This is a genomic window from Arthrobacter sp. U41 (assembly GCF_007679325.1).
In the GTDB taxonomy this organism is placed as follows: Bacteria; Actinomycetota; Actinomycetes; order Actinomycetales; family Micrococcaceae; genus Arthrobacter.
On sequence record NZ_VEGI01000006.1, the window covers coordinates 199,458 to 226,110 of the forward strand.

Annotated in this window: 24 protein-coding genes; 16 read left to right on the forward strand and 8 right to left on the reverse strand. The window is 67.4% G+C overall.

Annotated features, from left to right (window positions below):
- Nucleotides 1-93: 93 nt before the first annotated feature.
- Entirely contained in the window at nucleotides 94-480 is a 387-nt protein-coding gene (locus FS787_RS16380) for a DUF1844 domain-containing protein (RefSeq protein WP_144674040.1), read from the reverse strand.
- A 456-nt stretch (nucleotides 481-936) separates the two neighbouring features.
- Between FS787_RS16380 and infC the strand changes: the two genes are divergently transcribed.
- The 4 genes from infC to FS787_RS16400 all read left to right on the forward strand — a co-directional run bounded on the left by infC (nucleotide 937) and on the right by FS787_RS16400 (nucleotide 3,925).
- Complete coding sequence (gene infC, locus FS787_RS16385) at nucleotides 937-2,028, forward strand: translation initiation factor IF-3 (protein ID WP_395940362.1); 1,092 nt, start codon at nucleotides 937-939, stop codon at nucleotides 2,026-2,028.
- A gap of 115 nt (nucleotides 2,029-2,143) precedes the next feature.
- The gene (gene rpmI, locus FS787_RS16390; RefSeq protein WP_009358635.1) at nucleotides 2,144-2,338 is read left to right on the forward strand and encodes a 50S ribosomal protein L35; all 195 of its coding nucleotides are present in this window, start codon (nucleotides 2,144-2,146) and stop codon (nucleotides 2,336-2,338) included.
- A 119-nt stretch (nucleotides 2,339-2,457) separates the two neighbouring features.
- The gene (rplT, locus tag FS787_RS16395) at nucleotides 2,458-2,937 is read left to right on the forward strand and encodes a 50S ribosomal protein L20 (RefSeq protein WP_056432352.1); all 480 of its coding nucleotides are present in this window, start codon (nucleotides 2,458-2,460) and stop codon (nucleotides 2,935-2,937) included.
- A gap of 64 nt (nucleotides 2,938-3,001) precedes the next feature.
- Nucleotides 3,002-3,925, forward strand: coding sequence for an RNA methyltransferase (locus FS787_RS16400; protein WP_144674044.1), 924 nt, complete (start codon nucleotides 3,002-3,004; stop codon nucleotides 3,923-3,925).
- A 127-nt stretch (nucleotides 3,926-4,052) separates the two neighbouring features.
- On the opposite strand, the gene FS787_RS16405 is transcribed toward FS787_RS16400, so the two are convergent.
- Nucleotides 4,053-4,322, reverse strand: a complete 270-nt coding sequence (locus FS787_RS16405) for a GlsB/YeaQ/YmgE family stress response membrane protein (RefSeq protein ID WP_056432344.1) — start codon at nucleotides 4,320-4,322, stop codon at nucleotides 4,053-4,055.
- A 200-nt stretch (nucleotides 4,323-4,522) separates the two neighbouring features.
- On the reverse strand, nucleotides 4,523-5,731 hold the full coding sequence (locus tag FS787_RS16410; RefSeq protein ID WP_144674046.1) for an MFS transporter: 1,209 nt from the start codon (nucleotides 5,729-5,731) through the stop codon (nucleotides 4,523-4,525).
- A gap of 171 nt (nucleotides 5,732-5,902) precedes the next feature.
- On the opposite strand from FS787_RS16410, the gene FS787_RS16415 reads away from it, so the two are divergent.
- The 4 genes from FS787_RS16415 (at nucleotide 5,903) to FS787_RS16430 (ending at nucleotide 9,305) form a co-directional block, all read left to right on the forward strand.
- Entirely contained in the window at nucleotides 5,903-6,358 is a 456-nt protein-coding gene (locus tag FS787_RS16415) for a (deoxy)nucleoside triphosphate pyrophosphohydrolase (protein ID WP_144674048.1), read from the forward strand.
- 102 nt (nucleotides 6,359-6,460) lie between these two features.
- Entirely contained in the window at nucleotides 6,461-7,618 is a 1,158-nt protein-coding gene (locus tag FS787_RS16420) for a Re/Si-specific NAD(P)(+) transhydrogenase subunit alpha (protein WP_144674050.1), read from the forward strand.
- Nucleotides 7,618-7,935, forward strand: a complete 318-nt coding sequence (locus FS787_RS16425; protein WP_144674145.1) for an NAD(P) transhydrogenase subunit alpha — start codon at nucleotides 7,618-7,620, stop codon at nucleotides 7,933-7,935. The genes FS787_RS16420 and FS787_RS16425 overlap by 1 nt, the downstream gene beginning before the upstream one ends.
- Nucleotides 7,932-9,305 carry an NAD(P)(+) transhydrogenase (Re/Si-specific) subunit beta gene (locus tag FS787_RS16430; RefSeq protein ID WP_144674052.1) on the forward strand — a complete coding sequence of 458 codons (1,374 nt, stop codon included), beginning with the start codon at nucleotides 7,932-7,934 and terminating at the stop codon, nucleotides 9,303-9,305. The genes FS787_RS16425 and FS787_RS16430 overlap by 4 nt, the downstream gene beginning before the upstream one ends.
- On the opposite strand, the gene FS787_RS16435 is transcribed toward FS787_RS16430, so the two are convergent.
- Entirely contained in the window at nucleotides 9,302-10,483 is a 1,182-nt protein-coding gene (locus tag FS787_RS16435) for an Rv2578c family radical SAM protein (RefSeq protein WP_144674054.1), read from the reverse strand. The genes FS787_RS16430 and FS787_RS16435 overlap by 4 nt on opposite strands.
- Nucleotides 10,484-10,642: 159 nt before the next feature.
- Between FS787_RS16435 and FS787_RS16440 the strand changes: the two genes are divergently transcribed.
- From FS787_RS16440 to pcp, 4 genes are all read left to right on the forward strand, one after another.
- A complete protein-coding gene (locus FS787_RS16440) occupies nucleotides 10,643-11,899 on the forward strand; it encodes a sensor histidine kinase (RefSeq protein WP_144674057.1) in 1,257 nt (418 codons plus the stop codon).
- Complete coding sequence (locus FS787_RS16445) at nucleotides 11,896-12,552, forward strand: response regulator transcription factor (protein ID WP_144674059.1); 657 nt, start codon at nucleotides 11,896-11,898, stop codon at nucleotides 12,550-12,552. The genes FS787_RS16440 and FS787_RS16445 overlap by 4 nt, the downstream gene beginning before the upstream one ends.
- Before the next feature lie 90 nt (nucleotides 12,553-12,642).
- Complete coding sequence (locus FS787_RS16450) at nucleotides 12,643-13,521, forward strand: hypothetical protein (RefSeq protein ID WP_144674061.1); 879 nt, start codon at nucleotides 12,643-12,645, stop codon at nucleotides 13,519-13,521.
- 216 nt (nucleotides 13,522-13,737) lie between these two features.
- Complete coding sequence (gene pcp / locus FS787_RS16455) at nucleotides 13,738-14,379, forward strand: pyroglutamyl-peptidase I (protein WP_144674063.1); 642 nt, start codon at nucleotides 13,738-13,740, stop codon at nucleotides 14,377-14,379.
- Nucleotides 14,380-14,427: 48 nt separating this feature from the next.
- On the opposite strand, the gene FS787_RS16460 is transcribed toward pcp, so the two are convergent.
- Both FS787_RS16460 and FS787_RS16465 read right to left on the reverse strand, forming a co-directional pair.
- Nucleotides 14,428-15,066 (reverse strand): SIMPL domain-containing protein, encoded by a 639-nt coding sequence (locus FS787_RS16460; protein WP_144674065.1) that lies wholly within the window; start codon nucleotides 15,064-15,066, stop codon nucleotides 14,428-14,430.
- Nucleotides 15,063-15,551, reverse strand: a complete 489-nt coding sequence (locus FS787_RS16465; protein WP_260982601.1) for a hypothetical protein — start codon at nucleotides 15,549-15,551, stop codon at nucleotides 15,063-15,065. Before FS787_RS16465 ends, FS787_RS16460 begins: the two co-directional genes overlap by 4 nt.
- Before the next feature lie 276 nt (nucleotides 15,552-15,827).
- Here FS787_RS16465 and FS787_RS16470 point away from each other — a divergent pair, with 276 nt between their 5' ends.
- From FS787_RS16470 to FS787_RS16485, 4 genes are all read left to right on the forward strand, one after another.
- Nucleotides 15,828-16,469, forward strand: a complete 642-nt coding sequence (locus tag FS787_RS16470; protein WP_144674147.1) for a hypothetical protein — start codon at nucleotides 15,828-15,830, stop codon at nucleotides 16,467-16,469.
- Between the two features lie 178 nt (nucleotides 16,470-16,647).
- Nucleotides 16,648-17,709: a phenylalanine--tRNA ligase subunit alpha gene (pheS, locus tag FS787_RS16475; RefSeq protein WP_144674067.1), complete on the forward strand. Its 1,062-nt coding sequence runs from the start codon at nucleotides 16,648-16,650 to the stop codon at nucleotides 17,707-17,709.
- A 2-nt stretch (nucleotides 17,710-17,711) separates the two neighbouring features.
- Complete coding sequence (gene pheT, locus FS787_RS16480; protein ID WP_144674069.1) at nucleotides 17,712-20,255, forward strand: phenylalanine--tRNA ligase subunit beta; 2,544 nt, start codon at nucleotides 17,712-17,714, stop codon at nucleotides 20,253-20,255.
- Nucleotides 20,256-20,335: 80 nt separating this feature from the next.
- Complete coding sequence (locus FS787_RS16485; RefSeq protein ID WP_144674071.1) at nucleotides 20,336-20,995, forward strand: 4'-phosphopantetheinyl transferase superfamily protein; 660 nt, start codon at nucleotides 20,336-20,338, stop codon at nucleotides 20,993-20,995.
- 70 nt (nucleotides 20,996-21,065) lie between these two features.
- Here FS787_RS16485 and FS787_RS16490 read toward each other — a convergent pair whose 3' ends face one another.
- Together FS787_RS16490 and FS787_RS16495 are read right to left on the reverse strand one after the other, a co-directional pair.
- A complete protein-coding gene (locus FS787_RS16490; protein ID WP_144674073.1) occupies nucleotides 21,066-22,451 on the reverse strand; it encodes a M1 family metallopeptidase in 1,386 nt (461 codons plus the stop codon).
- Nucleotides 22,452-22,492: 41 nt separating this feature from the next.
- A complete protein-coding gene (locus tag FS787_RS16495) occupies nucleotides 22,493-26,458 on the reverse strand; it encodes a Pls/PosA family non-ribosomal peptide synthetase (RefSeq protein WP_144674075.1) in 3,966 nt (1,321 codons plus the stop codon).
- Nucleotides 26,459-26,653: the final 195 nt, after the last annotated feature.

Below are 26,653 nucleotides of genomic sequence, written 5' to 3' on the forward strand. Positions count from 1 at the left end.
GCACCGTGCAAGGCGTTAACGATGGCGGCGGGCAGACCGATGTGGTCCGCCCGCCGCTGTCTTGTAACTGTGGGTGCTAGTTCCTGTGGGTGCCTAGTTCACCGGGCCGGTGTACTTCTCGCCCGGTCCCTTGCCCGGCGCGTCAGGAATGATGGACTCCTCGCGGAAGGCCAGCTGCAGGGACCGCAGCCCGTCACGCAACGGTCCGGCGTGCTGGGAACCAATCTCCGGCGCTGCGGCGGTGACCAGCCCCGCCAAGGCCGTGATCAGCTTGCGGGCCTCGTCCAGGTCCTTGAGCTCCTCGGCGTTTTCCTCGGCGGCGAGGCCAAGCTTCACGGCGGCGGCACTCATCAGGTGCACGGCAGCGGTGGTGATGACCTCGATCGCGGGCACCTCGGAGATGTCGCGGATCTGCTGTGAGACGTCGCCCTGGGCGCCTGCGGGCTCGTAAACGTGTGAATTACTATCTGCTGTGCTCATGCTGGTAAGCTTGTCACAGACCGACTGATTGTCGTTATTTCGCTCAGTTCTTCTGTGACTCACGTTCCACTGTGACCCAGTAGCCCTGTGGCGGCATGGCAGCCGGAACCCGTCAGCAACCAACATGCCCGTCATGTAGGTGCGCCGGACGGGATTTCTTCTGTAGAATCGACTTTCAGTTTGCAAGCGGAGTTCTCTCCCACCCGCGTCAGCCGCTCTCCTTCGGGAAGCTTCGCAAGAAGCAAGGTTGCCGGGTACCTGGTCGGGCATTCTCCCGGGCGTCAGCCTGGCGGGATGCATGCCGCCTCACCCGAGGCAGGCAGCTCCGATCTTCGAGGCCTTCGATTGCTCCGGCAATTGGGGGCCTTCTCCTTTTTCCGGTGGAATACCCCTCACGAACACAGGAGCTTTAACATTAGCGAGCCAAGAATCAATGAGCGTATCCGCGTCCCCGAGGTGCGGCTGGTCGGCCCTGCAGGCGAGCAAGTAGGCGTTGTCCGTATTGAGGATGCCCTGCGTTTGGCTGCCGAGTCCGATCTTGATCTCGTTGAAGTTGCACCGCAGGCCAAGCCTCCGGTGTGCAAGCTGATGGACTTCGGCAAGTACAAGTACGAAGCCGCGGTCAAGGCACGCGAAGCCCGGAAGAATCAGACCAACACGGTCCTGAAGGAAATCCGCTTCCGCCTGAAGATCGACACCCATGACTACGAGACGAAGCGCGGCCACGCGCTCCGCTTCCTCGGTGCCGGTGACAAGGTCAAGGCCATGATCCAGTTCCGCGGCCGTGAGCAGCAGCGCCCTGAGATGGGCATCCGGTTGCTCCAGCGCTTCGCCGACGACGTCGCCGAGGTCGGCGTCGTGGAGTCCAGCCCGCGCATCGATGGCCGCAACATGGTCATGGTCGTAGGTCCCCTGAAGAACAAGGCCGAAGCCAAGGCAGAGGCCCGCCGCGCATCGCAGCGTGCGGAAGCCAAAGCCGAGAATGAAGCCAAGGCTTCCGGCGGTGGGCGCGTTGACACGTCCGCCCCCGAGGCGCCCCTGACGCAGTCGCTCGCCGATCTGCTGCCCGAGGGCTACCAGGTCCGGACCGAGGCACCCAAGGCTGAGGTAACCGCGACGGAAGCTCCCGCCGCGGAGGCCCCGGCCGAAAAGGTCGAGGCCAGCAAGGCTGACGCCACGGAGGCCCCGGCCGCCGAGGCCAAGGCTGCGGAAGCACCGGCCGAGACGGCGTCCGTCCCGGCAGCGCCGAAGCAGGAGGCCGCCAAGGCTCCGAAGGCTGCCCCGAAGGCTGCTGCCAGGCCGGCGGCCGCCAAGGCGCCCGCTGCACCCAAGACCGCCGCCAAGGCACCGGAAGCCGCGAAAGCGCCGGAAGCCGCGAAAGCGCCGGAAGCCGCGAAGGCTCCCGAGGCTGAAAAGGCCGCTCCGGCGGCAGCACCGAAGCCGGTTGCTGCTCCGAAGCCGGTCCCGCGTCCTGCGGCGCCCAAGCCTGCTGCACGGCCGGCTGCCCCGAAGGCCGCCGCCAAGCCGGGCACCAAGAAGACCAACTAGTTCAGGGCTGCCGGACAGCAGTGTCCGGCAGTAAGCAACCAGCACGCCGCCCGCAGGGGCGGCTGCACGAAAGACTGCAGACCCTGTCTGCGGATACGTAAGGAGATCGGTTCCCATGCCGAAGATGAAGACCCACAGTGGTGCTAAGAAGCGCTTCAAGCTGACCGGCAGCGGCAAGCTGCGCCGCCAGCAGGCCAACCGCCGCCACTACCTCGAGCACAAGTCCTCCAGGCTGACCCGCCGCCTCGCCGGCGACAAGATCGTCTTCAAGGGCGACGCCAAGGTCATCCGGAAGATGCTCGGCATCTAAGTTCCAAGTTCTCTGACCGCTGCCGCCTGGCAGCAGTCAACTACCAAAAAAGGCTTCTCAGGCCAGCCGGTTCTTCCGGCAGTAGACGCTTGGGATCAGATTTTCGAAGGAGTACGCACGTGGCACGTGTGAAGAGGGCGGTCAACGCCCACAAGAAGCGCCGGGTTATCCTTGAGCGCGCCAAGGGCTACCGTGGACAGCGTTCACGCCTGTACCGCAAGGCCAAAGAGCAGCTGCTGCACTCGTTTGTGTACAGCTACGGCGACCGCAAGAAGAAGAAGGGCGACTTCCGCCGCCTGTGGATCCAGCGCATCAACGCTGCATCCCGCGCCAACGGCCTGACCTACAACCGTCTGATCCAGGGCCTCAAGGCCGCTGAGGTAGAGGTTGACCGCCGTATGCTGGCCGAGCTTGCCGTTTCCGACGCCAACGCCTTCGCCGCGCTGGTCAAGATCGCCAAGGATGCCCTGCCCGCCGACACGTCCGCTCCGGCCGTCCAGGCTGAGGCTGCACCGGCCGCCAAGAAGCCTGCTGCCAAGAAGGCCGCCGCCAAGAAGCCTGCTGCCAAGAAGGCCGCCGCTGACGAGGCTGCTGAGTAATACTGAACTAGTTTCAGGAACACCCCGTTCAGGAACCGGCCGCAAAAGCCACTAAGGTTCTTATATGAACGAAACCGGGCGCCCGCAAGATGTTCCACTCTCCAATCCCCGAGCCGATCGGGTCAGGAAGGTGGCACAACTTGCCGGGCGCCCGGCCCGTTTAAAGCGCCGGGAGTTCCTGGCGGAGGGACCGCAGGCGGTCCGCGAAGCACTCGCCCTGCACCAGAAGCGGATTGCCGCGGGGCAGCCCGGCATCGTCTATGAGGTCTACGCGAGCGAGTCCTGCCTGGACCGGCACCCGGACCTTGAGACGCTCGCCGAGGGCACCACCGCCTACCTCGCCACCGACGAAGTGCTCGCCGCGATGGCCGACACCGTCACCCCCCAGGGCATTCTCGCGGTCTGCGGTTTCCTGGACGTGAGCCTCGATCAGGTGCTCGACGCCGGTCCGCGGCTGGTGGCCGTGCTGTGCGAGGTCCGGGACCCCGGCAACGCCGGCACCGTCCTGCGTGCAGCCGACGCGGCGGGCGCCGACGCCGTCGTCCTCACCGCGTCCAGCGTCGACATCTACAACCCCAAGGCCGTACGGTCGACGGCGGGATCCCTTTTCCACCTGCCTGTGGTGCTCGGCGCCGACGTCGGGGAAGTGGCGGCCCGGTGCAAGGACCGCGGAATCGGCGTCCTCGCCGCGGACGGCCAGGGCCAGCTGAACCTCGACCGGCTGCAGGACCAGAACGCGGCCCGACGCCTCGGAGCGGCCTCGTCCGTTTCGGAGTACGCCCTGGAGAGTCCCACCGCGTGGCTCTTCGGCAACGAGGCCCAGGGCCTCTCTGACGAAGAGCTGGCCCTGGCCGATCACCGGGTGGCCGTGCCCGTGTACGGGGCCGCTGAAAGCCTCAACCTGGGGACCGCGGCGACGGTCTGCCTCTATGCCAGCGCCCGCTCGCAGCAGGACGGTGGAACCCCGCAAACAAGGAGTGACTCCTAGGTACGGGCGTAAGCCGGTTGAAGAGCCGTTCGGCGAACAGGGTCTGCATAAAGTCCAGGCTTGCGATGACAAAAAAATACGGCGGGGGTCCACCGAAAGGTGGGCTCCCGCCGTCGTAAATCAGCGATTAACTCGTGGTCTTGTTACGTCCCGTGATGGCGCCGTAGGCAAGGGCTACCACCAGGCCGCCGACGATGGCCAGGAGCCAGGAACCGAGATTCCAGAATTCCATCGTGCCGCCGCCAAACAGGAGGTCGCCGATCCAGCCGCCGACAACTGCACCGACAACACCGAGCACGAGGCTGGTCACCCAGCCGCCTCCGACCCTGCCAGGCATAACTGCCTTAACTATTGCACCTACTATGAGTCCGAGAATGATCCAGCCTAGAAAGCCCATTACTCCTCCTACATATTCGTCGGCATCCAAATAGTGAATTCCGATTATGGCTTCAAGCTAACATAGGCCGGTTTCCTTGTCAGCAGGATCACCCCCAATCGTTACCTGCCTGATGACCTGCGGTGTTGCGGGCCAAACAGGCCGACCGGGCGCGGCTGTTCCTTGTCGGCAACACCGCTGGGCGGTTGCCGCGGTGCCGGCTACCGGGCCAGCGGCCTCCGGCGTTCCACGAGGCCGCTGATGACGGCGACTCCGAGCCCCAGGACGGCCAGCACGGCACCGACGAGGGCCGGTGCGACGTAGCCCCAGCCCCAGGCGATCACGAGGCCGCCGAGGAAGGCCCCCAACGCGTTGGCCACGTTGAGGGCGGCGTGGTTGAGCGAGGAGGCCAGCGAGGGCGCATCGGGGGAGGCATCCAGAAGCCGGGTCTGCAGTGCGGGCACCAGCAATGAACCGGCGCCGCCGACGACGAAGACCATCACGTAGGCGGACCACGGCCAGTGCACGGCCACGGCGTAGACCACGAGTGCCACGGCGATGCCCGGCAGCACCCAGTAGATGGTTCCCATCACGGACTTGTCCGCGATCCGGCCGCCGACGATGTTTCCGGCCACCATGCCCAGCCCGTAGAGCGCGACAACCAGCGGCAGCCAGGCAGCGGGAATGCCGGCCACGGACGTCATGGTGTGGGCGATGTAGGTGTACGTGGCGAAGAAACCGCCGAAGCCGACGATGCCGATCAGGATCGCCAGCCAGACCTGGAGCCGCTTGAGGGCCCCGAGCTCGCGGCGGAAACTCGCATCGGCGTGCGGCTTCTGGAACGGGACGAACTTCCAGAGCATCACCAGGGTGAGGATGCCGATCACCCCCACCAGCAGGAAGAGCAGCCGCCACCCGTATGTCTGTCCCAGCCACGTGCCAAAGGGTACGCCGATGACGTTGGAGACGGTCAGTCCCGCCATGACCATCGAGATGGCCCACCCGCGCTTGGTCGGAGCGACCAGGGACGCGGCAATGACAGCGGCGACACCAAAAAAGGCACCGTGCGGCAGGCCGGCGGCGAAGCGGGACACCAGCATGGTGCCGTAATCCGGGGCGATGAAGGACGCCAGGTTGGCGATGCTGAAGAACAGCATGAGCCCGAGGGCCAGATACTTGCGCGGCATTTTGGCGCCGACGGCGGCCAGCAGCGGCGCTCCGATCACGACGCCGAGCGCATAGGCGGAGATCAGATGGCCCGCTTCCGGGGTGCTGATGTTGAGCCCCAGCTCCACCTCCTTGAGCAGGCCCATCATGGTGAACTCCGTGGTGCCGATGCCGAATCCGCCCATGGCAAGGGCAAGGATGGCAAGGGCAAGATGGCGGGTGCCGGTTTTGGGCGTCGCCGGGGCTTGTGTGGTGGTTGTCATTCGTCTGCTTTTCGGTGACTTTCCCGGAAGAAACCAGGAGAATGCGGCAAGTTAAATCTGATGTGTGGGCTGGTTCGTGTAACGGGACGGGCGCGCTCGATATTCCGGGCACTCAGGACGGCGGCCACTTCCATTCTCCCCTAAGCCGGCGGCGCCCCTAGACTTGGACGCGTGACTGGACTCATTGGCGTCGTCGGCGGCGCCGTACTGGACTCCCTGGCCGAACCCCGCCGGCTGCTTGTGGCGCGGCGCACGGCGCCCCCGCAATTCGCCGGGATGTGGGAGTTCCCCGGCGGAAAAGTGGAGTCCGGTGAAACGGGGGAACAGGCGCTGCACCGCGAACTGCTCGAGGAGCTGGGCGTCAGCGTCACGCTGGGCGCCGAACTGGACAGCGGGTCCGCAGGCGGCTGGCCGCTCAACGAGCGCGCAGCGATGCGTGTGTGGTTCGCCGAACTCCTCGACGGCGACCCGCGCCCTCTGCAGGACCACGACGAACTGCGCTGGATCAACCTCCGGAACAGCGACGAGGTGTTTGGCCTGCCGTGGATCCCGGCTGACCTGCCCATTGTCGAGGCGTTGCTGGACAGGCTCCAGGTGTCCGATGCAACGGCGGTGTCCGCGCTCTGAAGCTCTGAACCGCTGAAGCTCTGAAGCGGCCCGCCGCGGCCGCACCTCTCGCCAAAGCGCGAAGCATGTGACTACGCTGAAGCGAATCGAGAGGAGCAACCCGTGCAGGTCGGTGTCAGGCGGGAGCAGCGCGCAGGGGAGCGACGCGTGGCTGCCACGCCCGAGACGGTGCAGCAACTCACGGCACTTGGCCTGGACGTGGTTGTCCAGAGCAACGCGGGCGCAGCGGCCGGGTACGGGGACGCCGCCTTCGCCGCGGCCGGAGCGTCGATCGTTTCCGAGTTGCCGGCCGAAACACTCGATGTCCTGCTGCACGTCCGGCCGCTCGAACCGGAGGCCGCCGCGCGACTTCGGCCCGGCACCGTCACCATCGGATTCGCCTCTCCGGCGTCGGAACTGCCCAGTGTGGGCGCCCTTGCCGCCGCCGGTGTGACCTCATTCGCGCTGGAACTGGTGCCCCGCATCTCCCGGGCCCAGTCGATGGACGCGCTCAGTTCCCAATCGCTGGTCTCCGGCTACCGCGCCGTCCTGGAGGCTGCCCTGCGCTACCCGAGATTTTTCCCGCTGTACATGACGGCCGCCGGAACCATCCCGCCCGCCCGGGTGCTGGTGCTGGGGGCCGGCGTCGCCGGGCTTCAGGCGATCGGCACGGCCAAACGCCTGGGAGCACGGGTCTCCGCCAACGACATCCGGGCAGCCTCCGCCGACGAGGTCGCCTCGATGGGCGGCACCTTCATCAACCTGGATCTCGACACCAGAACGGCGGACGCCGCCACGGAGGGCACCGGCGGCTACGCCCGTGAGCTCGGCCAGGACCGGGCCAAACGCCAGCGCGCCCTGCTGGCCCCGCACGTTGCGGCGGCGGATGTGCTCATTACGACGGCGGCCGTCCCCGGCCGCGCCGCTCCGTTGCTGGTGACGGCGGAGATGGTCGCCGGGATGCGGGCCGGGTCGGTGGTCGTGGACCTCGCCGCGGAATCCGGCGGCAACGTCGAAGGAGTCATCGCGGGGCGGGATCTCCAGATCCCGGTCGAGGGCGGTTCCGTGACCCTGGTGGGCCTGCAGGACGCCGCCTCGGCGATGCCCTCCGATGCCTCCCGGCTGTTCGCCAAGAACGTCGCGAACCTGCTGGCACTGATGACCGCCGACGGCAGGGTTGTCCCGGACTTCGATGACGACGTCGTCGCGGGTGCCTGCCTGACCCACGGCGGCTGCGTCGTCCATGCCGCCACCGCCGACGCACTGGAGGCCCTTCAATGATGGATCCGATCACGCTGCTGACCGTGGTGGTGCTCTCCGTGTTTGTCGGGTTCGAGGTGGTCTCCAAGGTGACCAGTAAGCTGCACACGCCGCTGATGTCCGGCGCCAACGCCATCCACGGCATCATCCTGGTGGGCGCCATCATCGTGGCCGGCCAAACCAGCGACCCGTGGCTGCTGGCGATCGCCCTCGTCGCCGTGGTCCTGGCGACCGCCAACCTGGTCGGCGGATTCGTCGTCACGGACCGGATGCTGGAGATGTTTGGCGGACGGAAACGGGCCCGCCCCCGTCCCGGCGCGGGGGAGGGCGGCGCGTGAGCATCCTCGGCCCGGGGTGGACCTCCTTCTTCTACCTGGTGGCCGCGGTTTGCTTCATCCTTGCGTTGAAGGGCTTGAGCTCTCCGCGGACCGCCCGGCGGGGCAACGCCATCGGGGCAGCAGGCGCTCTCGTGGCCGTGGTCACGGTGTTCCTGTCCGCGAAACTGGAGAATATCCCGCTGATCCTCGGCGCGATCGCAGTCGGCTCCGCCCTGGCCGTCCCGGTGGCACGCCGGGTGCACATGACCCAGATGCCGCAATTGGTGGCTCTGTTCAACGGCGTCGGCGGCGGCGCGGCTGCCCTCGTGGCGGTATTGGAGCTGGGCCACAGCGGGGATCCCTGGGTGCGGCTGGCCGTGGTCTTCACGATGCTGGTCGGCGCGGTGTCCTTCGCAGGCTCGGCCGTGACGGTGGGCAAGCTGCAGGAGCTGATCAGCACCCGCCCCCTGCTCTTCCCCGGAATGCCGGTGGTGATGGGCGCCGTCGTGCTCGGCGCTGTCGCCGCCGGAGGCATCGTTGTTGTCACGGGTTCAGCCGGCTGGGCCGTGGCGCTTCTGGTGCTTGGCCTGGCGGCAGGCCTCCTCCAGGTGCTGCCCGTCGGCGGGGCGGACGTGCCGATCGTGATCTCGTTGCTGAACGCCTTCACCGGCCTGGCGGTCGCGGCCTCCGGCATCGTGCTGGGCAATGTGCTGCTGCTGGTTGCCGGCACGCTGGTCGGGGCCAGCGGAACCATCCTGACGAAGGTAATGGCGGCCGCGATGGGCCGCGGCGTCACGGGCATTATGTTCGGCGCCTTCCGGGGCGGCTCGACGGCGGGATCGACCGCGCAGAGCGACCGGCCGGTGCGCTCCGCCTCTCCGGAGGACGTCGCAGTCCAGCTCGGCTACGCGCAGAGGGTGGTCATTGTCCCCGGATACGGGCTGGCCGTCGCACAGGGCCAGCACACAGTCGCCGAACTTGCCACGGCGCTGGCGGCCCGCGGGGTGGAGGTGGTTTTTGCTATCCACCCGGTGGCCGGGCGGATGCCGGGCCACATGAACGTGCTCCTCGCGGAAGCGAACGTACCCTATGAGGCGCTGAAGGAACTGGAGGAAGCCAACCCGGAGTTCCCGAACACCGACATAGCGCTCGTCGTGGGCGCCAACGATGTGGTCAATCCTGCGGCCAAGTCCACGCCCGGTGCCCCTATCTACGGGATGCCGATCCTGGAGGTGGCCCAGGCCGGGCAGGTGGTGTTCCTCAAACGCTCCATGCGGCCGGGTTTCGCCGGGATCGAAAACGAGTTGCTGTTTGATCCCAAGACCACACTCCTGTTCGGTGACGCGAAGGACTCTCTCACCCGTGTCCTGGGCGCCGTGAAGGCCCTCTAGAACAGGGTGGGCTGCGCCGCCTCCGCGGCGTGGCTCCCGTCCCGCGCCCCGGCGAGAGCGGCCGGCCCGGGGATGCTGCCGGCCGGGTACTGGGCCTCTTCGTCCCTGGGATCAGTGCTGACGGGAGCGCCGCTGGCGGGATCGCCGTCGACGTCGCGGTGGCTGAAGCCGTGCGAGCCGGAGAAACCGTGCAATGCCTTGAAGTACCGGATGCGGCCTGAGAGCCAGGCACGGTACTCCGCGGAGGCGTAGGAGCCCGTGCCGTACAGCCTCCGGTATTTGCCGGCGAGCCGGGGATGTTCCCTGGCGATCCACTGCATAAACCATTCCCGCGTTCCCGGCTTGAGGTAGAGGGCGCCCGCCGTGACGCCGGTCGCGCCCGCCGCGGCCAGGGAACCGAACAGGGAATCGAGGGCCTCGTCGCTGTCCGAGAGCCACGGCAGGATGGGCATGGCCATGACTCCGCAGGGCAGCCCGGCTTCCCGGAGCCGTGTGACCAGTTTCAGGCGTGCCCGCGGACCGGGGGTGCCGGGCTCCACGGCTTCGGAGAGGCGCTCGTCGGTCATCGCCAGCGAGATGCCCACACCGACGGGCACCTGGGCTGCGGCATGCTTCAGCAGGGGGATGTCCCGGGCCAGCAACGTGCCCTTGGTCAAGATCGACAGGGGAGTGCCGGAATCGGCCAGTGCCCCGATGATGCCCGGCATCAGCCGGTAGCGGCCCTCGGCCCGCTGGTAGGGATCCGTGTTGGTGCCCAGGGCCACGTGCTGCCGCCCCCAGGAGGGTTTGGCCAGTTCCCGGCGCAGGACCTCGGCGGCGTTGATCTTCACCACCACCTGGCTGTCGAAGTCCAGTCCGGCGTCGAAGTCGAGGTAGGTGTGGCTCTTGCGGGCGAAGCAGTAGACGCAGGCGTGGCTGCAGCCGCGGTAAGGATTGATGGTCCACTCGAACGGCATCCGCGAACCGGCGACCACTTTGTTGAGCACCGATTTGGCAGTGACCTCATGGAAAGTGACCCCGGCAAACTCGGGGGTGGAAACGGAGCGCACCAGCCCGATCAGGGGGAGCAGCGCATCGGTGGCCGGGACGACGTCGGCGGGTGCACCGTCTACGGGAGACCCGGATCGTGCGGCCTCGGCTACGGGCGCCGGCTTCAGTGCTTGTGCGTCCCATCTCATGGCTCTATTCGAATGTATGTTCGAATTTAAGTCAAGGGAACTCGCCGACCATGCGGTATCGCCCCTTCAGTCATCCGGGAGGTGGAACTTGCTCATCATCGGGTTGGAACTCGCTCAAAATGGGACTCTGTATTGTGAGAGCCCGCTTAGGGTGAAGGCATGTTCACAACGATCCAGTCCCTGAGGCTTCTCGCGGCACCGGCCACTGCCATGCTGCTTATGGGGGCGCTCTTCATTCTGGAGGAGCGCCATTTCGACCAGAAGAGCGCCTTGCTGGTGGCGCTCGTGACTGGCGTCGCTGTGGCCGAGATTCTGCCGGCGGCCGCCCTGGGGTTGGTCTTCGTCGCGCTGATCCTGCAGAGTCTCAAGATCTTTCCCCTGATCCTTCTATCGGGTGTGCTGAGCTACGCTGTCGTTCCGGTGGTCATCTTCTTCGCAGTGATCGGCTGGAAAACCCGAAACCGGTGGGTCCTCCCCGTGGCTGCTGTCGTATTCGCCGGCGTCATCACCGTCAGTTGGTTCACCGACCAGACCTGGATCAATTTCATCTTCGGCAACCAGATATACGGCAGGGGATTACTGCGGTCCCTCACCTACGCTTTTCTGATCTTTGGCGCCTTCGCCGCCCTGAACCTGGCCGCCTGGGCCGTTGGTGTGGCGGTAAACAACGTCTCAAGAAGCCGACGGACACAGCTCGCGGCGGAAGCCCGACTGCGGGAAACCGCTACTGAACTCGCCGTTGAGCAGGAACGCAACAGAATCGCTAGGGAGCTGCACGACGTCCTGGCACATTCACTGACCGTCATCGTGGCCCAAGCTGACGGGATACGCTTCATACACCGCACAGAACCGGAAACCGTCGAGGAAGCATCAAGGGTCATCGCCGAATCAGCAAGAACCGCACTAGTCGAAACTCGCCGGCTGGTAGAAGGCTTCTCCACGGAGCTCAGCAATTACCCGACGCACAAGGTTGAGGACCTGGCGATTCTTGCCGACCGTCTTAGCTACAGCGGTATGCCGGTCACAATCGAAACGACAGGCGAGCCATGGGACATGACTGCCGGCCAGCAGCTGACGGTCTACCGACTGGCGCAGGAGAGCCTGACAAACGCTTTCAAGCACGGGGACAGGAGCCAGGGCACGCACCTGCGCCTGGTCTGCACCGCGGCGTCACTCGAACTCCGCAGCAGATCGTCGCTGATCACCAGCCCGGTCGCGACGCCCAAGACGACCCCGTCCGGTCGTGGGATAGCAGGCATGCGGGCTCGCGCCGCAGCTGTCGGCGGATGGGTGGAAACAGTACGGGACGAAGAGACCTTCGAAGTGCTCGCATTCCTCCCCTCAGCAGGTCCTGACCAGTACGCGACTGCCTCGAGCAAGCCCCGCCTCCGCGCCTTGGAAGGGGCACAGCCATGACCGCTTCACCGATCCGGATTGCGCTTGCCGACGACCAGCCGCTGTTCAGCGCCGGACTCAAAATGATTCTGCGAAGCCAGAAAGATATGGATCTTGTCGGCGAAGCAGTCAACGGAGCGGCCGCCGTCGAACTCGTGCAGGACACTTCCCCGGATGTCCTCCTCATGGACATCCGGATGCCTGTCATGGACGGAATCACTGCCACACGGACGATCTTGGAATCGTCCAGCGGAGCTGTCACCAAGATCATTGTTCTGACCACCATCCAGCACGACGAGGCCGTCGTCCGCGCGATCCAGGCCGGTGCCGCCGGTTTCCTGACCAAAGACACCACGCCCGACTTCCTGCTGGCCGCCATTCGAACGGTTCACTCGGGCCACTCGGTCATCGCGCCGGCCATCACCAACGAACTGCTACGCGACTACACCACGCCCTCTTCCGGGAACGACGCCGCGCTGGCAGATCTGTCCGGGAGGGAACGCGACGTGTTTCTTCTGACCGCCAAAGGACTGGGAAACGCCGAAATCGCCGCCTCGCTGGTGCTCAGCGAAGCCACCGTGAAATCCCACGTCGGCAGCATCCTGGCGAAACTCAAGCTGAAGAACCGCATCCAGCTCGTCGCCTTCGCCTATGAAAACAACGTCCTCAACTAGCCGCCAAGATCACCCATCCAACCACGGAGGCCTTTCTACCTTAGGGAAGGCCAGCCACAGCATCGCCCGAAACAACTCGAAGGAGCCTCCATGAAAACGAAGATCTTCGGCGCTGCCGTCCTGATCGTAGGCACCGGCGCCGCGCTGGCGGCCGCCGCCATCCCGGCAGCATCCGTTGCCGCATCCCCTGAACCCGTCCCAGGGATCATCCGCCAGGCTGAGGCCTACGCAACCGCCGATCCGATCGCCGATAAGGGCATGCAGGAGGCTGTCCGGCTCTGCATGGCCAAGGCCGGCTTCGACTACACACCGCCGACTTCCGATCTCACGCTGGACCTCAACGGAGCCATCGGATTCAAACGGCTCACGGTCGACGCCGCCAAAGCCAGCGGCTACGCCAGCACGGGTCCCCAAGGACCCCGCGAACCGGCTGCCGGGTCCGCGGACGGCAAACTCTTCGCCAATCCGGCCTTCATCAAGGCACTCACCGGGCCCGGTGACACCGCGTCGACGACGACGGTGGGAAGCGCGGGTACTTCCTCCGGCGGGTGCCGCGGCGACGCCATGACACAGATCTACGGCAATGCGGATAACTACATGCTCGCCACCGGCATCGCCTTCAACTCGTTTTTCCCGGCCAGCCTGTCCGCCTCTGGCGACTCCGGGACTGCTAAGGCGGTCACCGACTGGGCGTCCTGCATGAAAGAAACCCCCTACGCCTCCTATGCGAACCCGCATCAGGCAGCCGAGGCCGGCAAGGCAGCTGGCGGACAGGAAGAGTTCAGAATCGCCGTCACCGACGCCGTCTGCCGGGACAAGACGGGGTTCCACGCCGCGCTGGACGAAGTCTTGGACAAGTATCTGACAACGCGCATGCAGGAACTGGCCCCGCAGATGGCAAGAGTTAAGGAGATTCGCCGGATGGCGGACGCGAACTCGGCAAAGCTGGATGTCACTGGGTCGAAGTAGAGCGGCACGGCAAAGAATCCGGCGGCGTCCTGACAGTAATTCGGGGGTGACAGGGCGCCGCCGGCCCCCGCTCGTGGGTGTACACTCACGGACGCAGTAACTCACGGACTGGTGTGTCCATGGGCTCGGCCCCAGCGAACTTGTCCCGTGGTTCATGTCGCCGGTGGCTAGAAATTCCTAAGAGCCACGATTGCCGTGCGTTGCTAGGCTGGGGCGATGATTCTCCTCACAGGCTTCCAGCCGTTCGGCGGCGCGAGCACCAACCCGTCGTGGTCCGCCGCGCGGGAGGCCGCGGCCCTGCTCCGGGCCGAGGGGCTCGAAGCGCAGGCGGTGGAGCTTCCCTGCGTGTTCGGCGAGGCGATCCGGGCGCTGGAAGAGGCACTGGAGGAGTACGGCCCGGAACTGGTGGTCTGTGCAGGCCAGGCCGGCGGGCGGCCCCGGATCTCGCTGGAAAGGATCGCGATCAACTGCGACGACGCGCGGATCCCGGACAACGCCGGCAACTCGCCCGTGGACCGGCCCGTCGTCGACGGTGGACCGGCGGCCTACTTCAGCACCCTTCCGGTAAAGGCGGCGCTCGCGGCCCTCACGGCTGCGGAGATCCCCGCCGAGGTATCCCAGACCGCGGGCACCTACGTTTGCAATCACGTCTTCTACGGACTGATGCACGCCCTGCGGGGCTTGCCCGGAACCCGGGGTGGCTTTGTCCATGTTCCCTACGAACCGGGCCAGCTGCCGCCGGGGAGCACGGAGCCGTCCCTGCCGTTGGCCCAGCTGACGGAGGCGCTCGCCGTCGTCGTCCGCACCACCCTGGCGACCACAGCGGACCTCAGGATCGCCGCCGGGGCGACGCACTAGCCTGCGCCACTCACTAGCCTGGGCCCCACCTGCCGGCCAGACGCCGGGTCAGCCGAGCAGCTCCCACACAACGCCGACCGTGGAGCTCACGCTGGACTCGCCTGCCTCCACCGTCAGCGACTCCACCGCGGCGGCCCGCTGCATCTTCGCCAAGGGGATCGGCGCCGGGTGGCCGGACTGCTGCTCGATCGACACCACCTTGCCCAGTGAAGCTCCGGCGAGGGACGCGAAGTGCCCGGCCGTGGTGAGGGCGTCCTGCCACGCGGCTTCGCGGGCGCGGGCGGTGACAGCGGCGGCATCGGCGAACCCGAGCTCCAGCCCGTTGAGCCGGACTTCGTTGCCGCCGGCCGCGACCGCGGCGGCGATGACCTCCGATGCTGCCCGCAGGTCCGTGATCCGGATACTGAGCATGCTGGACGCCAGGTAGCCCGAGACCACCTGGCCCCGGCCCTCCTGCCAGTTCACCTCCGCGCGGACGTTGAGGCCCGACGTCGTGATGTCCGGGTCCGCCACGCCGTGTCCGCGGAGTGCCGCGGTGATGGCGGCGGAGGAGCGGCCGGCATCGCCGTACGCCGTGCCGACGTCGTCCCGGCGGCACTCGACGCCGATCGAGAGGGTCAGCAGGTCGGGCGCGGCTTCGGCGCTGCCGGATCCGGTGACGGAGATGGTTCTGGGGTTTTCTGTCATGTTATGCCTCGTTCCGTTCGGGGGCCGCCGGGCCCGACGTTCGAAGAAATTACGGGAGCAGGGGTTGCCGCCTGGATCCGGGTGCCCGGCTCCGGGTAGCCGCCGGCCCGCAGACCGGCGCGACGTTCGAAGAAATTACGGGAGCCGGGGTTGCCGGTCCGGGCCAGGGACCAGCCCGCCGCGAGGAAATACAGCGGCAGGAAGGGAAGGCCCAGGCACCAGGCGTACTGGGTGCTGTGGCGCTCCTCGTGCCCCAGCAGCACGGTGTTGGCCAGGGCTTCCTCCGGCCCGGCGCGGAAGAGGACCACATTGCCCACCGTAAAGGCGCCGGCGAAAGGGAGCCGCCAGCGGTAGCCGGTGGCGATCAGCAGTCCCCGGGGCCCCCGGCGGACCGGGGTGCGCGCGCAGCGGGCCAGCAGCAACCCCAGCGGAGTTGTTGCATTCAGTACGTTGGCCAGCTGCCGCAGCCGTTGTCCCGGCGTCATGAGGCCATGCTAGCCGGGTGCCTGTCAATGCGGGACGGGAAAACTACGCCGGGATAACTGTTGCGCAGGATATTAGGCGGCCGGGCCGGGCCGCAGCGCCGAAGTCCGGGGGGAGCGGAAAGGGTCTGGGCGGGGTGCCCGCCATATTCTTTTCGTCGTGCTCGAACTGTTGGCTTGAGGGGCCGAATAGTTCAGGATTTGAGCATTAGAGGCAGCGGCGCCACTCGAGGGTCACGAGTGTCTGCAATTGGCACTGACACCGATGGGAAGAAGACGATGAGCGGACTCGACGATCTGATGGCGCAGTCCCAAGACAGGTGGGCCAGCGCCGCGAGGAGTGCGCAGGGCTTAGCTGATGAAGGCTTGGGCGAGGCGGTCAAGGCCTACTACATGCTCTATTTGCCTGTCGGCTTAGTGGTCCTGATTTCGATCGGGTCGTTGAGTGCCATGTTCGCCCTGGGGGATGACCCCGCAAATTGGGCTTCATACCTAACGTTCGGGTTCGTCCTGGCCGCACTGGGTGCCATGATCGGAGGCCTCATCTATAACGCCAGGAGAGTGCGGCCGGCCGCTGAGCTGGGAAGTATGGACGTAATGCTTTCGCTTCAGGAGCATGAGCAAAAGCATGTCCGTCGGCAAATTCTCGGGAAGGCGGCGGTCGAGCCAGAGCATCTCGGCGTCACCCGAGGCGCCGCCGTTCAACTGCGAAAGAACCTTGCCACGCAACTGGTCATGGCGCCCCCGCTTCCGCTCGTCTTCATCCCGCAGGCTGTTCCCGGCAGTAGTGAGATCTGGTGGCTGATGGCCATGGTCTTGGGTGCTCAAGCTGTGGCCGCCATACTTCTCGCCCGTGAATTCCGGCAGACCGGTCGATTCCTCTCACACACTGCAGGCCAGATGCCCGCAATGGACGCTTAGTGGGAGGACGAGCCACGGGTGCCGTCACGTTCGGGCACCTGAGTGCCTTCAACTAGACTGAAGGGGAGTGCCCGCCGGAGCGATTTTGGCGAGCCCTGTCCTTTGTCAGCACGCTGGTCCTTGCACCATGGAGGGCCGTTGCCGTTGGCATGAACCGACTCGTAGCTAAGAACAGTAGATGACTGAAACTTTGCCGGGCGCCGGCGTCCCGAATCCCCTGGATGAAGCCGCCATCACCGCCGCCGTAGACCAGGCCGTTGCCGCCATTGCCGCCGCCTCCACGCTCGACGAACTCAAAGCCGTCCGCCTCGCGCACACCGGTGAGAAGTCCGCGCTGAGCCTCGCCAACCGTGAAATCGGCGGCCTGCCGAAGGACCAGAAGGCCGCCGCGGGCAAGCTCATGGGGTCTTCCCGCGGGCGCGTGAACAAGGCGCTCGCCGACCGCACGGCCCAGCTCGAAGCCGAGAACGACGCGCGCATCCTGGTCGAGGAGACTGTCGACGTCACGGCGGCACCGCGCCGCCGTCGGGCCGGTGCACGCCACCCGCTGTCCACGCTGCAGGAGCGCGTCGCGGACATCTTCGTGGGCATGGGCTGGGAGATCGCCGAAGGCCCCGAGGTCGAGTCGGAGTGGTTCAACTTCGACGCACTGAACTTCAAGCCGGACCACCCCGCCCGCGAAATGCAGGACACCTTCTTTGTAGAGCCGCCCGAGGCCCACCTGCTGATGCGCACCCACACGTCGCCCGTGCAGGTCCGCTCCATGCTGGAACGCGAGCTGCCCATCTACGTGCTGTGCCCCGGCAAGGTGTTCCGCACCGACGAACTCGATGCCACGCACACCCCGGTGTTCCACCAGTTCGAGGGCCTGGCCATCGACAAGAAGCTCAGCATGGCAGACCTCCGCGGAACCCTGGAGCACTTCGCGCGCCAGATGTTCGGCGACGAGGCCCAGATCCGGCTGCGTCCCAACTACTTCCCGTTCACGGAACCGTCCGCCGAGCTGGACATCTGGCACCCGGGCGCCAAGGGCGGTCCCAGCTGGATCGAATGGGGCGGCTGCGGCATGGTCAACCCCAACGTGCTCCGCGCCGCGGGCATCGATCCGGAGATCTATTCAGGTTTTGCCTTCGGCATGGGCATCGAGCGGACGCTGATGTTCCGCAACGAGGTCGGCGACATGCGCGACATGATCGAAGGCGATGTACGTTTCAGCGAGCACTTCGGGATGGAGATCTAACCGTGCGTATCCCCCTTTCCTGGCTGCGTGAATTCGCGCAGGTACCGGCCGGAGCAACGGCCGAAGACGTGATGGCCGAACTGGTCAAGGTCGGCTTTGAAGAAGAAGCCGTGCACCGCCCCACGGACACCCTGCAGGGCCCTATCGTGGTGGGCCAGGTCCTGAGCGTCGTCAAGGAACCCCAGACCAACGGCAAAACCATCAACTGGTGCCAGGTCCGGGTGGTCCCCGAAGGGCAGCAGCAGTCGCTCACCGGCGACGGCATTGATCCCTCCGGCGTCCAGGGCATCATCTGCGGCGCCCACAACTTCGTCGAGGGCGACAAGGTGGTGGTCACCCTTCCCGGCGCCGTGCTGCCCGGTAACTTCCACATTTCGGCGCGCAAGACTTACGGCCACCTGTCCGCCGGCATGATCGCCTCCGTGCGCGAGCTCGGGATCGGCGAGGACCACGACGGCATCCTGGTGCTCTCCCGGATCGGGCTGGACCCGGAAATCGGCGCCGACGCCATGGAGCTCCTGGGCCTCTACGATCAAGCCGCTGAAATCAATGTCACCCCGGACCGCGGCTACGCGTTCTCGATCCGCGGCGTGGCCCGTGAATACGCGCATGCCACCGGCACGTCCTTCACCGACCCGGCGTCGAAAGTCCAGGCGCCGGTTGCCCTGGCCGGCGGCTACCCCGTCAAACTCAACGACGACGCTCCGATCTACGGCAAGCCCGGCTGCGACCGCTTCGTGGCCCGCACCGTCCGCGGCGTGGATGCCACCCGGCCCACACCCCTCTGGATGGTTTCACGCCTCCGGCTTGCCGGCATCCGCTCCATCTCGCTGCCGGTGGACATCTCCAACTACGTCATGCTCGAACTCGGGCAGCCCACGCACTGCTACGACCTGGACAAGTTGTCGGGCGACATCGTGGTCCGCCGTGCGGTGGCCGGTGAAAAGATCACCACGCTCGACGAAAAGGTCCGTGCGCTCGACGTCGAGGACCTGCTGATCACCGACGGCTCCGGCGCGATCGGCATCGCCGGCGTGATGGGCGGCGCCGCCACCGAGGTCAGCGATTCGACGTCGAACGTCCTTGTCGAGGCGGCCCACTTCGACGAGGTGTCCATCGGACGCTCCCGCCGCCGCCACAAACTGCCGTCCGAAGCCTCCAAGCGCTTCGAACGCGGCGTGGACTGGCACATCGCTGGCACCGCCGCCCAGCGCGTCGTGGACCTCCTGGTCGAACTCGCCGGCGGCACCGCCGAAGAGGCCGGGACCGACGTCGGGACTGCGCCGGACACCGTCACCGTCGAGCTGCCCGCGGCCTTCGCCTCGGAACGGATCGGCATCGACTTCACCGAGGAGCAGGTGGTCACCTCGCTCGAGGACCTCGGCGCCGTGGTGGTGAAGAACGACGGCGGCTACACCGTGACCGCCCCGAGCTGGCGCAGCGACCTGGAAACCAAGGAGGACCTCTCCGAGGAGATCGCACGGCTGGTCGGCTACGACCAGATCCCCGCGAGCCTTCCCGTGGCGCCTCCGGGCCGCGGCCTGACCCGCACCCAGCAACAGCGCCGGCGACTCGTCCAGGCACTGGCGGATTCCGGCCTCACCGAGGTCCTGGCGTACCCGTTCGTCTCCAAGGCCGCCAACGACACGTTCGGCGTGTCCACGGAAGGAACGCCCCGCAAGGCGCTCAAGCTGGCCAACCCGATCAGCGAGGAGCAGGGCTACCTGCGCACCTCGATGCTGCCGGGCCTGATCGAGGTCGCCAAGCGCAACCACTCACGCGGTTTCCGGGACCTGGCCCTGTTCGAGGCCGGCCTGGTGTTTCTGCCGGGCGACACGCTGGGCACCGCCTCCATTCCGCCGCTCGGCATCAAGCCCGGGGATGAGGTGCTGGACGGACTGTACGACGGCGTCCCGGACCAGCCGCTGTACGTCGCTGCGGTACTCACCGGACACGACTCGCCGGCCGCCGCGGGCCACACGCCCCGGCCGTGGGACTGGGCCGACGCGCTGGACATCGCCAGGACCGCCGGCGACGTGCTCGGCGTCGAGATTGTGGTCAGCCAGGGGCAGCACCAGGCCTTCCACCCGGGACGGGCCGCCAAGCTGGCGCTCCGCACCGGTGAGGTCCTGGGCTATGCCGGCGAGCTGCACCCAAAGTTGCTCGCCGCCCATGACATGCCCGCGCGTTCGGTGGCCCTCGAATTCAACGCGGACGCCCTCTTCGAGGCGGCGGCCGACGTGATCGTGGCCCGCCACATCTCGACCTACCCGGTGGCCACCCAGGACGTCGCCCTCGTGGTGTCGCAGGAGGTCCCGGCGGAAGAGGTGCTCACGGCCCTGCGCGAAGGCGCCGGCGAACTGCTCGAAGACGTCGCACTCTTCGATGTGTACGCGGGCAAGGGCATCGAGGACGGCAAGAAGTCGCTGGCCTTCAGCCTGCGCTTCCGGGCCGAGGACCGTACGCTGACCGCGGACGAGGCATCCGCTGCCCGCGAGGGCGCCGTGGCCGTGGCGCACGAGCGTTTCGGAGCAGTCCAACGCTAGAGCACAGCGAGCACAGCGAGCGGGGGGAGCACGGCGGGGGCGGCGGAACCCTTACCGTATCCGGAATCACCGTCCGGTCCGTGCGTCTTGCCGACGCCGGACCGGACGGCGAGACCCACCTTGATCCCGCGGAGCAGGCACGCGCCGCAGGCATCACGGCTCCGGTGGCCCGGCGGGACTTCCTGGCCGGCAGGATCGCGCTGCGCGCCTTCGCCGCGGGTATCCTCGGCGTGCGCCCCGGGGAGCTCACGGCCGACTATTCGTGCCCGGACTGCGGCACGGGACCGGAGCTTGACCATGGCCGCCCCGGCTACCGGCTGCACGGCGCCCCCGCAGGCCTCATCCTGAGCCTGTCCCGCAGCCGTGGCTGGGCCCTGCTCGCGGCCGGCCGGGCCGGCGCCGCACGTGAGACCGGGACCGCCGGGATGACCATCGGGGTTGACCTGGAGCACAGCGCCGGGGTGATGTTCCCAGAGTTCGACGACGTCGCCCTCACCGCTGCGGAACGGCAACTGCTCGTTGCCCTGCCGCCGGAGAAAGCGATCCCTTGGCGGGCGTCCGCCTGGGCGCGCAAGGAGGCCCTGCTGAAAGCCCACGGCACCGGGCTGCGGATCGACCCGGCCTCGGTTGAGGCCTTCGCGGAGTCCGCTGACGGGACCGTCGTCCTCGACCTGGACACGGTTGCCTTGGGCCTGCCCGCAGGGTTCGCCGCCGCGCTGGCAATCGTTGAAATGGCCTAGCAGCCACGCAACCGGGCTGGAAGCCCCGTGGGCCCGCCGTCAGGACTGGTGCCCGCCGTCGCGACTCCTGCTAGCCGCCCGTCGGCATCGGCGGCAGGGCCTCCTGGTACAGCCACGGGTGCAGCAGGGACTCGGTATCTAGGCCCGTCGCGTGGTCCGCGGTCAGGATGAACTGCTGTGTCGAGACGGAGCGGTGGCGGTTCTGGCTGGCCCACTCGTGCAGCAGGGAGAAAAACGCCAGGTCACCGCAGCGCAGGCGGAGGGCATGCAGCGCCAGGGCGCCGCGCTTGTAGACCCGGTCATCGAACATCAGCTCCGGGCCGGGGTCGCCCACCAGCAGGTCCTGCTTGCTGGCGCCCAGCTTCCGCCAAGCGGCGGAGGCCCGGCGTGCCACCGTCATCACGCCGGCCTCCTCGGACCAGAGCCATTCCGCGTAGCAGGCAAAGCCCTCGTGCAGCCAGATGTCCTTCCACGAGGCCGCCGTCAGTGAGTTCCCGAACCACTGATGGGACAACTCATGCGCGATGAGCCGCTGCGACTCCCAGTCCTGCCCGAGATGGTTGGGGCCGAAGATCGACAGGCTCTGCGCCTCCAGCGGGATCTCCAGTTCATCTCCTGCCACCACCGCGGTGTACTCGGAAAAAGGGTACGGGCCGAAACAGTTGATGAAGGTCCGCATCATCTCCGGCTGCCTCGCCAGCCCGATGCGGGCCCTCTCCGCCAGCGCCGCCGGAACCGCCGCGTACTGGGGCACCTGCACCGCAGGGCGGACCGGGTTGAGCGCCAGAAGTTCGTAACGGCCGATCTGGACCGTGGCGAGGTACGTGGACATCGGCTCCGACTGTTCGTACACCCACGTTTCGCGGCTGGACCGGGAGTTGTGCGAGACCAGGATCCCGTTGCACACGGCCCGGTAGTTGGCGTCCGTGGTCACGGAGATCCGGTAGCTGGCCTTGTCCTGCGGGTGGTCGTTGCACGGAAACCAGGAGGGTGCGCCGTTCGGCTGTCCCGCCACGAGCACACCGTCGGTGAGTTCCTCCCAGCCCACTTCGCCCCAGAGCCCGCGGCGGGGAGAAGGGTTGCCCTCGTAGCGGATATCTAGGGTGAAGTCCTCGCCCGGCAGCAGTGCGGCGTCGGGGACTATGACGAGCTGGTCGGCGCGCTGGCTGAACTTCCGCACCCTCCGCCCGCTCAGCTGGATCTTGGTGGCCCGGAGACCGGTCAGGTCCAGGACGATGGCGGACGTGGGGCGTTCCGTCACGGCGTGCACCACCGCCCGGCCGTTCAGGCGGTTGCTGCTGAGCTTGTAGTCCAGTTCAAGCTCATAGCGCGTGACACGGTAGGCATCCGTGCCGTGGCCGGGCAGATACGGATCAGGGGATCCGGCCGCGTCGTCGGCGGGCAGACCGCTGCCGGTGCCGGGTGCGGCGGTGGAACTTGGGGGACTGGAACTCATCAACAGGCTTTCGGGATTGCAGGGTGCGGGCGGGGGCGTGGCTACTTCAGCTTGGCGGCGGGCACCGCGGGCCCGCTCCAGGGGCTCACCGGATTGCCCATCCAGTAGGTCGCGGCGGGTACTGTTTCACCCCGCATCACGAGGGACGCCGGGCCAACCGTGCCACCGTTGCCGATCCGGGCCTGCGGAAGGATAACTCCGTGCGGTCCCATCGTTGCCCCGTCATCGAGCGTAACAGTGTCGATGCTCATGACGCGGTCGTGGAAGAGATGGGTCTGGACCACACAGCCGCGGTTGACCGTGGAGTTCCGGCCCAGGGTCACGAGGTCCGCTTCGGGCAGCCAGTAGCTTTCGCACCACGTGCCGGCGCCGATCTTGGCGCCGAGGGCACGGAGCCACCAGACAAGGGCCGGTGTGCCGGTTGCCGCGCGGGCGAACCATGGGGCGCTGACCATTTCGATGAAGGTGTCCACCACCTCGTTGCGCCAGATAAAGGAGCTCCACAGCGGATGTTCCCCGGGCCGGATGCGCCCCACCAGCAGCCATTTCGCCGCGACGGCGCTGCCCGCTGCCACGGCGCCGGCGAGCAGGATCACGACGCCGCCCAGGAGCGCCGCGATGCCGTAGTTGAAGACGGTTGCGAGCCAGTCGAAGGCGAGGAAAACTCCAGCGGCGACCGCGACCGTGGTCACCACGGGCACAAAGCGGCACAGCTCCCACAGGGCCCGGGCGATCTTGAGTTTCAGGGGCGGCTGGTACGTCCTGGTGTCGTCGGAGGCTATGGCCGTGCGCCGGAGCCGGACTGGCGGGCTGCCGAGCCACGACGTCCCGGCCTTCGATTTCGCCGGGGTCGCCGACAGCACGGCCACAAGGGAATTCTTGGGCACGTTGCGGCCGGCCGCGGTCATGCCGGAGTTGCCCAGGAACGAGCGCTTGCCGATCTTGGCGGGCGCGATCCGCAACCAGCCGCCGTCGAGCTCGTAGGAGGCCACCATCGTGTCGTCGGCCAGGAAGGCTCCTTCGCCGACGGTGGTCATCTTGGGGATCAGCAGGACTGTTGAGGCCTCCACGTTCTTGCCGATCCTGGCTCCGAGCAGGCGCAGCCATGCCGGCGTGAAGAGGCTGGCGTAAATGGGGAAGAGGAGGTCGCGGGCCAGGTCCAGGACCCGTTCGGTGGCCCAGACCTGCCAGCCGATCCTGCTGCGCACCCGGTAGTAGCCTTCGGCCAGTCCCACGCCCAGGAGACGGGTGGTCAGGAGTATCAGCACCAGGTTGGACAGGAACCAGACCAGGGCGGCCGGCGGGAGGGACAGCAGCAGCTGCGGCAGCGCGGCACCCAGCGATTCCTTGCCCCGGATGAAGCCGAAGACCACCAATGCCGCGGCGGCGGCGGAAACATAGGGGATCAGGGCCAGGATGGCTGACGCGGCGGCGAAGCCGGCGAACCAGAGCCGGCCTATCAGCGGGTGCGCCGGGGGAGTGTCCGGCCAGGAGTGTTTGGCCTTGCCCCGCCGCTCGGCCGGGGACCCGGCGACAAGTTGCCCGGACTTCACTTTGCCCAGCACAGCCGAGCCCGGCTCCACCTTGGCTCCGGCGCCGATCGTGGCGCCCGGCATCAGGGTACTGCGTGCCCCGACTGTGGCGCCGGGTCCGACGTGGATGGCACCGATGTGGACGATGTCGCCGTCGATCCACCAGCCGGACAGATCGACCTCCGGCTCCACATTGGAGCCGCTGCCGAGCGAAAGCAGGCCGGTGACGGGCGGCAGCGAGTGGAGCTGGACGTCGTTCCCGATTTTCGCCCCGAGTGCCCGGGCGTAATACGGCACCCACGGAGCACTGGCCAGGCTGATGGCACCGGCCAGGTCCTGGATCTGTTCCGCCAGCCACAGGCGCAGGTGCACGCGGCCGGACCGGGGGTATGTCCCCGGCACCACTTTGCGGAGCAGGAGGCGGGCGGCGGCGATGGAAATGAGCATCCGGCCGGCAGGACTGACGAACACCAGCCAGGAGGCGGCCACCCACCACCAGGACACTGTGGGCGCAGCCGTGAACCCGGCGAGGGAGGAGAGGACATTGTTCGCCGCCATCAGGTACGTCAGCCAGCGCATGCCCACGAGGATGTGCAGCGGAACGCCCATCAGGGTCTGGAAGACCTGCGACCTGCGGGCCGTGCGCCGGACCGTGCGTTCCGGGGCCGGGCCCGATCCGCCCTCGGGGAGCGACTGGCGGGCGGCGTCGATGAGGGCGCCCACCCGGGGGGTGGCGTAAATGTCGGCCACCGTGATGGTGGGGTAGCGCACGCGCAGGGCGGAGACGAGCTGCGCGGCGGCCAGGGATCCGCCCCCGTAAGCGAAGAAGTCGGCATCGAGGCCGGACACCCTGCTGCCCAGCACGGCACTCCACTGCTCCACAATCCAGGCGGCGTCGTCGGGCAGGTTCAGCGGCGCCGCTTCGGTGTCGGCGGCGCCGGCGCCTGCCAGGGGCCACGGCAGCGCGTGCCGGTCCACCTTCCCGCTGGTCTTGGTGGGCAGTGAATCGACCAGGGTCAGCATCGGAATCAGCGGTGCCGGCAGGCTCTCGCCGAGGAGCTCCCGCGCGGCGGCCAGATCGATGTCCTGGCCACCGGCCGGGGCCAGGTACCCGACGAGGATCTGGTTGCCGGCCGCCGTCGTCTGCACCGCGGCCGCCGCCCCGGCCACATCCGGAAGCGACTGCAGGGCGGCGTCGATTTCGCCCAGCTCGATCCGGCGTCCGCCGAGCTTGACCTGTTCGTCGGCGCGGCCTTGGAAGATCAGACCCTCGGCTTCGTAGCGGACCAGATCACCCGAGCGGTACGCGCGCCGCCAGCCCAGGGACGGCATGGGAGCGTACTTCTCGGCGTCCTTCGCCGGGTCCAGGTACCTGGCCAGGCCGACGCCGCCGATGATCAGTTCGCCGATTTCGCCTTCCTCGACGGGCCGGGACTCAGCGTCCACGACGGCGAGGTCCCAGCCGTCCAGCGGCAGGCCGATCCTGATCGGACCGGGTCCGCCCAGCGGCGCGGCGCACGCCACCACGGTGGCCTCGGTGGGCCCGTAGGTGTTCCAGACCTCGCGGCCTTCGACGGCGAGGCGATCAGCGAGTTCCGGCGGGCATGCCTCGCCGCCGAAGATCAGCAGGCGGACGCTCTCCAGGGACTCCACCGGCCAGAGCGCGGCGAGTGTGGGCACCGTGGACACAACCGTGATGCCGTGGCTGATCAGCCACGGGCCAAGGTCCATGCCGGTCCGGACCAGGGCGCGGGGCGCCGGGACCAGGCACGCTCCGTGCCGCCAGGCCAGCCACATCTCCTCGCAGGAGGCGTCGAACGCGACCGACAGGCCTGCCAGGACCCGGTCCTGCGGGCCGATCGGATCTTTCTGCAGGAAGAGGCGGGCTTCGGCATCGACGAAGGCCGCCGCGGATCGGTGCTGCACCGCCACGCCTTTGGGTGTGCCGGTGGAACCCGAGGTGAAGATGACCCAGGCGTCGTCGTTCGGGCCGGGAAGCCTCGGCGCAGGGAACGGGCGGGGCGGCTGGCCCTCCGTCACAACCTCACCGGTGCCGCGTAATATGCCGGCGGCGCGGGCCTCGCCGAACACCAGCCGGGCGCGCTCTTCAGGGTCGTCCGCGTCCACCGGGACGTACGCCGCCCCGATCATCAGGATGGCGAGGATCGAGACATAGAGCAGGTTGGTGCCGGACGGAATCCTGACCCCGATCTTGTCCCCGGCGCCGAGTCCGGCCAGGTGCAGTTCCTTCGCCTTGGCCCGGACCGCGGCGATCAGTTGGGCGTAACTGAGCGATTCGTGGCCGTCATCCAGGGCGGAGGCATCCGGGAAGCGCGCGGCGGTGTCCCGCAGGATGTCCACCAGCGTCCGCTCCGGCGGTGCGGCCAGGGACCCCGGAAGCTGCGCCCGGAAGTCAGGGCCGACCGTGGCGAGGGCCTGCGGAGGGTCACTGGGGTGCGCTTGCTGATCAGTCACTGGGGGATCGTCTCCGGCCTAGGTGAACGGAAGGTGTCCGGGTTCGCTTTATGTTAATACTCAGCTGTTGGTACTGCTTCTAATATCCGCCACCGCCGGGGCATTGGCACGCTGATTCCCTGATCTGTTCCGTGTCCCCCGGAACAGAGTCCTGGAACAGAGCCCTGAAACCAGCCCCGGAACCAGACCGAACCC